Annotated in this window: 5 protein-coding genes; 1 reads left to right on the top strand and 4 read right to left on the bottom strand. The window is 71.4% G+C overall.

The annotated features are described in order from the left end of the window. Positions 1-228: 228 nt before the first annotated feature. The 4 genes from BGO22_RS16700 to BGO22_RS16685 form a co-directional block, all read right to left on the bottom strand. The gene (locus tag BGO22_RS16700; RefSeq protein WP_070398116.1) at positions 229-996 is read right to left on the bottom strand and encodes an alpha/beta fold hydrolase; all 768 of its coding nucleotides are present in this window, start codon (positions 994-996) and stop codon (positions 229-231) included. Between the two features lie 112 nt (positions 997-1,108). Beyond that, the gene (locus BGO22_RS16695; RefSeq protein ID WP_286851833.1) at positions 1,109-2,416 is read right to left on the bottom strand and encodes an Hsp70 family protein; all 1,308 of its coding nucleotides are present in this window, start codon (positions 2,414-2,416) and stop codon (positions 1,109-1,111) included. Next, positions 2,413-4,023, bottom strand: a complete 1,611-nt coding sequence (locus tag BGO22_RS16690; RefSeq protein WP_070398114.1) for a gamma-glutamyltransferase family protein — start codon at positions 4,021-4,023, stop codon at positions 2,413-2,415. The genes BGO22_RS16695 and BGO22_RS16690 overlap by 4 nt, the downstream gene beginning before the upstream one ends. Before the next feature lie 8 nt (positions 4,024-4,031). Next, entirely contained in the window at positions 4,032-5,510 is a 1,479-nt protein-coding gene (locus BGO22_RS16685) for an NAD-dependent succinate-semialdehyde dehydrogenase (protein ID WP_070398113.1), read from the bottom strand. Between the two features lie 248 nt (positions 5,511-5,758). Here BGO22_RS16685 and alaS point away from each other — a divergent pair. Continuing rightward, positions 5,759-7,532: alanine--tRNA ligase (alaS, locus tag BGO22_RS16680; RefSeq protein ID WP_286851831.1), on the top strand; the 1,774-nt coding region annotated here is incomplete at its 3' end.

Raw genomic sequence — 7,532 nt, 5'->3', positions numbered from 1 at the left:
GCGCCTACGACCGCAACGGCCGCGCGGCCAATGCGCCGGGCGGGTGATGGTCGTTGCCTGGGTGGTGGGTGTCAGGGCCGGGCACAGGGCCGTGGCGTGCGGCACCTGAGCTGGCCAATCAACGAAAGAACCTCGCTTCTCGCGCCATTGCCCGAACCCTCGGCCCGCCCACCCGCAGCCCCTGAAGCCTGAAGCCCAAAGCCCAAAGCCCAAAGCGTGCACGCGGCCTCAGGCCGCCTCGGCGGGCAGCGCGCGCACCCAGTCGCCCAGTACGCGGGCGAGTTCGTCCGGGCACTCGGCCGCGCTGATGTGCGCGGCCTCCACCTCGGCGATGCGCGCGCCCGCGATGTCGGCGGCGATGGCTTGCGACTGCGCCAGCGGCGTGGCGAGGTCGTGCCGACCCGCGACGACCAGCGTGGGCGTGTGGATGCGCCGGTTGCCCGGGCGCAGGTCCATGGCCGCGATCGCCTCGCAGGCGCGCACATAGCCCAGCGTGTCGGTGCCCAGCAGGCTTTGGCGCAGCCGCTCGGCCACGGCCTGGCCGGCCGGGCTCTGGCGGAACGCCGGCGTCAGCCAGCGGTCGAGCGAAGCGTCGGCCACGGCGGGCATGCCGCTGCGGCGCACGGCCTCGATGCGCGCGTCCCACAGCGCGCGGTCGGCGTAGTGGGGCGCGGAGTTGATGACGGCCAGGCCGCGCAGCAGCGCCGGGTGCCGCGCCGCCAGCGCCTGACCGACCATGCCGCCCAGCGACAGGCCGGCGAACACCACGGGTCGCGACGAGACCGAGCGGATCACGGCAGCGGCGTCGTCCGCCAGGTCGTCGATGGTGTAGGGCGCCTCCGGCGACGGGCCCTGGCCATGGCCCCGGTGGTCGTAGCGCACCACGGTGCAGTGGGTTGCGAGCCGGGCCGTGAGCGCGTCCCACATGTGGCGGTCGAGGGCGAGTGCGTGGCTCAGGACCACGAGGGGCCCTTGTCCTTCCTGACTGATGTTCATGGGGTCTGCCGTGGCGTTGAGGGAACGCCGGGCAGTCTACGGGCGGGGATGGCGCGGGCGCATCGCTCGCAGCGATACGCGGTATCGCGCCGGGCAAGCCCGCCGCGGCCGCTCACGCGAACAGCCGCTGCGCCTGCACGCCCAGCCCCCGGGCCACGCTGGCGTCGCGGTCCCCATGCCAGGCCAGCGCCGCCGGCAGGCGGGCGGCGATGCGCTCGGTCAGGGGCCTGAAGCCGGTGGAGCCGCCGGTGAAGTACACGGCGTCCACCGCGTCGGCGCGCACGCCGGCCGCCCGCAGCGTTTCGTCGGCCGCCGCCACGATGCGCTGCAGCTGCGCGTCCAGCGCCTGCACGGCCTGGGCGCCATCGAGCGTGGCCTGCAGGCCGGGTTCCAGCCGGGCCAGGTCGATGCGGGTGGCGCCGCCCTCGGCGACGGCGATCTTGGCCGCTTCGGCCTGGCCGACGAGGGCGTGGCCCAGGCGCTGCTCCAGCACGGTCATCAGCCGCCGGTACTGCGCGGGGTCGCCGTAGAAGCCGCCCATGCGGCGCAGCTCGGCCATGCGCCGGGGGCTGTAGACCGTATTGATGAGGTGCCAGGTGGCGAGGTCGAAGTACACGCGGCTGGGCGCCTCGCGCGGCGTTTCGCCGGGGCGCCGCGGGCCCAGGCCTTTGTAGCCGCACAGGGGCAGGATGCTGGCCAGCTCGATGTGGCGGTCGAAGTCGGTGCCGGCGACGTGCACGCCATGGTTGGCCAGGATGTCGTCCTGGCGGTCCAGTCGCTGGCGGCGCTCGGGGCCGATGCGCACGAGCGAGAAGTCCGAGGTGCCGCCGCCGATGTCGGCGACCAGCACCAGCTGCTCGCGCTGCACGGTCTGCTCGTAGTCGAGCGCGGCGGCGATCGGCTCGTACTGGACGCTCAGCTCGCGCAGGCCGACGGCGCGCGCCGCGTCTTCCAGCGCCCGCTGCGCCTGGGCGTCGCGCACCGGATCGCCATCGACGAAATAGACCGGGCGGCCCAGCACCGCGCGCTCCAGCGGCGCGCCGGCCTGTTGCTCGGCCAGCGACTTCAGGTGCCGCAGGTAGCCCGAGACCACGTCGAGGTAGCGCACCGATCGGCCGGCGCCCACCTCGGTGCTCTGCTCGGCCAGGCTGGAGCCGAGGATGCTCTTCATCGAGCGCATGAGCCGTCCCTCATGCCCCTGCATGTAGGCGGCCAGGGCCTCGCGGCCGTACGCGCGCTGCGGCTCCTCGTGGGCCGCCAGGCCCTCCACCTGGTAGAAGACCGCGGTGGGCATGGTGCGCCGGCCGGGCTCCACCTCGACCAGCTCGACGCCGCCGCCGGGTGCCGGCAGCGCGATGGCCGAGTTGGAGGTGCCGAAGTCGATGGCGCAGAAAGGGGGGCGCGCCGCCGGGGCGCTCAAAACCCCACCGCTTGCCCGTCGCGCCGCGAATCGCTGGCGGCCACGTAGCCGTCCTCCAGGTCGTCGCTCAGGCGTGCGATGAACTGGCCGCTGCCGAAGTCGAGGTAGCTGTCGGCGGTGGGCTCGAAGCGGTGGCCCAAGGCCTTGAGGCCCTCGCGCAGCGCGGGGTTCATGGTGGACTCGAAGTCCACGTCCAGACCCTTGCCCCACTTCCAGCGCGGCGCGTCGCTGGCGGCCTGCGGCTGCTGGCCGTGCACCAGCATGCGCACCAGCGTTTGCACGTGGCCCTGGGGCTGCATGTTGGCGCCCATCACGCCAAAGCCCATCACCGGCTGGCCGCCGCGCGTGAGAAAGCCCGGGATGATGGTGTGGAAGGGCCGCTTGCCCGGCGCCACCTGGTTGGGGTGGCCGTCCTGCAGCGTGAAGCCGTGGCCGCGGTTCTGCAGGCTCACGCCCCAGCCGGGCACCACCACGCCGCTGCCGAAGCCCAGGTAGTTGGACTGGATCAGGCTGACCATGCGGCCCTGCGCGTCGGCGGTGGTGAGGTACACCGTGCCGCCGCGCGGCGGCTCGCCCGGCCCGGGGTCGATGGCGCGCTTGGGGTCGATGCGCTGGGCGCGCTCGCGCAGGTAGGCGGGGTCCAGCAGATCGGCCGCGGTGACCTCGGTCATGTAGCGCTCGTCGGCCACCCAGCGGTAGGTGTCGGCGAAGGCCAGCTTCATGGCCTCGATCTGCAGGTGCTGGCCTTCGATGCTGTCGGCCCCGAAGCGGCCGATGTCCAGCTGCTCCAGCATGCCCAGCGCCATCAGCGCGGCGATGCCCTGGCCGTTGGGCGGCAGCTCGTGCACCGTGTGACCGGCGAAACCGATCTCGATGGGCCGCACCCATTGCGCCTGGTGGGCGGCGAGGTCGCTGGCGCGCAGCTGGGCGCCGTGCTCACGGGCGAAGGCCTCGATGGCGGCGGCGATCTCGCCGCGGTAGAAGGCCTCGCCGCGGGTTTGGGCGATGGCGCGCAGCGCGCGGGCCGCGTCGGGGAAAGCGAAGCGCTCGCCCGCCTGCGGCGCGCGCCCGCGCGGCAGGAAGGCCTGGGCGAAGCCGGGCTTGTCGTGCAGCAGGGGCACGGCCTGCGCCCACTTCTTCGCGATCACCGGCGCCACCGCGTGGCCGCGCTCGGCGAGTTCGATGGCGGGCGCCATCAGGTCGGCGAAGGGCAGGGCGCCGAAGCGCTCGGACAGCGCCGCCCAGCCGCCCACGGCGCCGGGCACGGTGACGGCGTCGAAGCCGCGCAGGGGCATCTGGCCGCCGTGCTTCTGATCGAAGTAGGCCTTGCTCCAGCCCATGGGCGCCACGCCCGATGAGTTCATGCCGTGCAGGCGCTCGCCGTCCCAGACGATGGCGAAGTTGTCGCTGCCCAGGCCGTTGGAGCAGGGCTCCACCACCGTCAGCGCGGCGGCGGTCGCGATGGCCGCGTCGATCGCGTTGCCGCCCTTGAGCAGCATGCGCAGCCCGGCCATCGCGGCCAGCGGCTGGGTGGTGGCCACCGCGTTGCGCGCCATCAGCGGCGCGCGCGAGACGGGGTAGGGGTTGTTCCAGTCGCTGAACCGCATCGGGGAGCTCACTTCAGAACATCCCCCAGGCACAGGTACTTGATCTCGACGTAGTCGTCCATGCCGTGGTGCGAGCCTTCGCGGCCCAGGCCGGACTGCTTGACGCCGCCGAAGGGCACGTGCTCGGTGGCCAGGATGCCCACGTTGATGCCCACCATGCCGTACTCCAGCGCCTCGCTCACGCGGAAGATGCGGCCCACGTCGCGGCTGTAGAAGTAGCTGGCCAGGCCGAACTCGGTGTTGTTCGCGGCGTCGATCGCCTCCTGCTCGGTCTGAAACTTGAAGACCGGCGCGAAGGGGCCGAAGGTCTCCTCGCGCGCGCACAGCATGTCGGCCTTGGCGCCGGCGACCACCGTGGGCTCGAAGAACTGGCCCTGCAGCTTCTTGCCGCCGGCCACCACGGTGCCGCCCTTGGCCAGCGCATCGTCCACGTGGCGCTGCACCTTCTCCACCGCCGCGTCCTCGATCAGCGGGCCCTGCACCACGCCGTCTTCAAAACCGTTGCCCACCTTGAAGGCCTGGACCTTGGCGGCGAACTTCTGCACGAACTCGTCGTACACGCCGGCCTGCACGTAGAAGCGGTTGGCGCAGACGCAGGTCTGGCCGGCGTTGCGGTACTTGCTGGCCAGGGCGCCTTCCACGGCGGAGTCGATGTCGGCGTCGTCGAAGACGATGAAGGGGGCGTTGCCGCCCAGCTCCAGCGCCAGCTTCTTCACCGTGGGCGCGCACTGCGCCATGAGGATGCGGCCGACCTCGGTGGAGCCGGTGAAGCTCAGGTGGCGCACCGTGTCGCTGGCGCACAGGGCCTTGCCCACGGCGATGCTCTGCTGCGAGTCGGCGGTGATGACGTTGAGCACGCCGGCCGGGATGCCCGCGCGCACGGCCAGTTCGGCGGCGGCCAGGGCGGTCAGCGGCGTGAGCTCGGCCGGCTTGATGACCACCGGGCAGCCGGCGGCCAGGGCCGGCGCCACCTTGCGCGTGATCATGGCCAGGGGGAAGTTCCAGGGCGTGATGGCCGCGCACACGCCGATGGGCTGCTTGAGCACCAGCAGGCGGCGGTTGGGGTCGAAGGTGGGCAGGGTCTCGCCGTTGACGCGCTTGGCCTCCTCGGCGAACCACTCGACGAAGCTGGCGCCGTAGGCGATCTCGCCCTTGCCCTCGGCAAAGGGCTTGCCCTGCTCGGCGGTGAGGATGCGGCCCAGGTCTTCCTGGTTCGCCATCAGCAGGTCGTACCACTTGCGCAGCAGGTTGGCGCGCTCCTTGGCGCTGCGCGCGCGCCAGGCCGGCCAGGCCTTGTCGGCGGCGGCGATGGCGGCTTCCGCGTCGGCCGCGCCCAGGTTGGCCACGTCGGCCAGCTTCAGGCCGGTGGCGGGGTCGTGCACGTCGAAGCGGGCGCCGCCCTTGATCCACTGGCCGTTGATGAGGCCGTCGGTCTTGAGCAGGCTGGGGTCTTTCAGCAGGGCCAGGGGGGAGGTTTTCATGTCCATGGGTGTCTCCGTCGGTTCGCGAGGCAGCGGGAAGGTGAAAATTTAACTTGTTAAATAATTCAGGGCGCGATTGTGCTCCCGATCCGGGGTGGGAGCATAGCCCCGGGGGTGGGGCGGGGTGCGCGAACGCCGGCGACCGCCCACCCGGGGCGGTGGTTTTCCCCGGGATGGTGGCGCCTGTCCCGCATGTTGGAAAATAGCGGGTTCGCGTGCCCGGCGCGCTCCCATCCCGCAGCCCCAAAGGTCCTATGACAGCCCCCACGACCGCTCCCGTCTCCGTCGCCGACATCCGCAAGAGCTTCCTGGACTTCTTCGCCTCCAAGGGGCACACGGTGGTGCCGTCCAGCCCGCTGGTGCCGGGCAACGACCCCACGCTCATGTTCACCAACTCGGGCATGGTGCAGTTCAAGGACGTGTTCCTGGGCACCGACAAGCGCCCCTACGTGCGGGCCGCGTCCGTGCAGGCCTGCCTGCGCGCCGGCGGCAAGCACAACGACCTGGAGAACGTGGGCTACACCGCGCGCCACCACACCTTCTTCGAGATGCTGGGCAACTGGAGCTTCGGCGACTACTTCAAGCGCGAGAGCCTGAAGTGGGGCTGGGAACTGCTGACCGAGGTCTACAAGCTGCCCAAGGAGCGCCTGCTCGCCACCGTCTACATCGACGACGACGAGGCCTTCGACATCTGGACGAAGGAGATCGGCCTGCCGCCCGAGCGCGTGATCCGCATTGGCGACAACAAGGGCGGCAAGTACAAGAGCGACAACTTCTGGATGATGGCCGACACCGGCCCCTGCGGCCCCTGCTCGGAGATCTTCTACGACCACGGCCCGCACATCCCCGGCGGCCCCCCGGGCAGCCCCGACGAGGACGGCGACCGCTTCATCGAGATCTGGAACCACGTGTTCATGCAGTTCGACATGAAGGAAGACGGCAGCGTGGTGCCGCTGCCCGCGCCCTGCGTGGACACCGGCATGGGCCTGGAGCGCCTGGCCGCCATCCTGCAGCACGTGCACAGCAACTACCAGATCGACATCTTCGCGGCGCTGATCGAGGCCGCCGCGCGCGAGACCCACACCAGCGACCTGGCCAACCCCTCGCTCAAGGTCATCGCCGACCACATCCGCGCCACCGCCTTCCTGGTGAGCGACGGTGTCATCCCCAGCAACGAGGGCCGCGGCTACGTGCAGCGCCGCATCGTGCGCCGGGCCATCCGCCACGGCTACAAGCTGGGCCAGAAGACGCCCTTCTTCCACAAGCTGGTGCCGGTGCTGGTGCGGCTCATGGGCGCGGCCTACCCCAACCTGGCCCGCCAGGAGCAGCGCATCGTCGAGGTGCTCAAGGCCGAGGAAGAGCGCTTCTATGAAACGCTGGCCAATGGCATGGAGATCCTGGACGCCGCGCTCGCGGGCGGCCAGACGGTCCTGCCCGGCGACGTGGCCTTCAAGCTGCACGACACCTACGGCTTCCCGCTGGACCTGACCAACGACGTCTGCCGCGAGCGCGGCGTGGCGGTGGACGAGGCCGGCTTCCAGGCCGCCATGGAGCACCAGAAGGCGCAGGCCCGCGCGGCTGGCAAGTTCAAGATGGACAAGGCGCTGGACTACGGCGGCGCGGGCAACCAGTTCGTGGGCTACGAGCGGCTCGAGGCCCCGGGCAAGATCGTCGCGCTCTACCTCGACGGCACGCCGGTGGCCGCGCTCAAGAGCGGGCAGAGCGGGGTGGTGGTGCTCGACAGCACGCCCTTCTACGCCGAGAGCGGCGGCCAGGTGGGCGACGAAGGCCTGATCACGGCCGGCTCGGCGCGCTTCGCGGTGGCCGACACGCAGAAGATCAAGGCCGACGTGTACGGCCACCACGGCACGGTGGAGCAGGGCACGCTCAACGTCGGTGACGCGGTGAACGCGCAGGTGAACACCGCGCAGCGCGCCGCCACCGTGCGCAACCACAGCGCCACCCACCTGATGCACAAGGCCCTGCGCGAGGTGCTGGGCGATCACGTGCAGCAGAAGGGCTCGCTGG

Origin of the sequence: Hydrogenophaga sp. 70-12 (assembly GCF_001897365.1) — a bacterium.
Classification (GTDB): Bacteria; Pseudomonadota; Gammaproteobacteria; order Burkholderiales; family Burkholderiaceae_C; genus Hydrogenophaga; species Hydrogenophaga borbori.
The sequence above is the reverse complement of the archived record's forward strand: the minus strand, read 5'-3'. Positions and strand labels throughout refer to the sequence as shown.

What these genes read in the sequence shown, in the direction of transcription:
- BGO22_RS16700 (WP_070398116.1), bottom strand. Translation starts at nt 996, where the DNA reads ATGAACATCAGTCAGGAAGGACAAGGGCCCCTCGTGGTCCTGAGCCAC.
- BGO22_RS16690 (WP_070398114.1), bottom strand. Translation starts at nt 4,023, where the DNA reads ATGCGGTTCAGCGACTGGAACAACCCCTACCCCGTCTCGCGCGCGCCG.
- BGO22_RS16685 (WP_070398113.1), bottom strand. Translation starts at nt 5,510, where the DNA reads ATGGACATGAAAACCTCCCCCCTGGCCCTGCTGAAAGACCCCAGCCTG.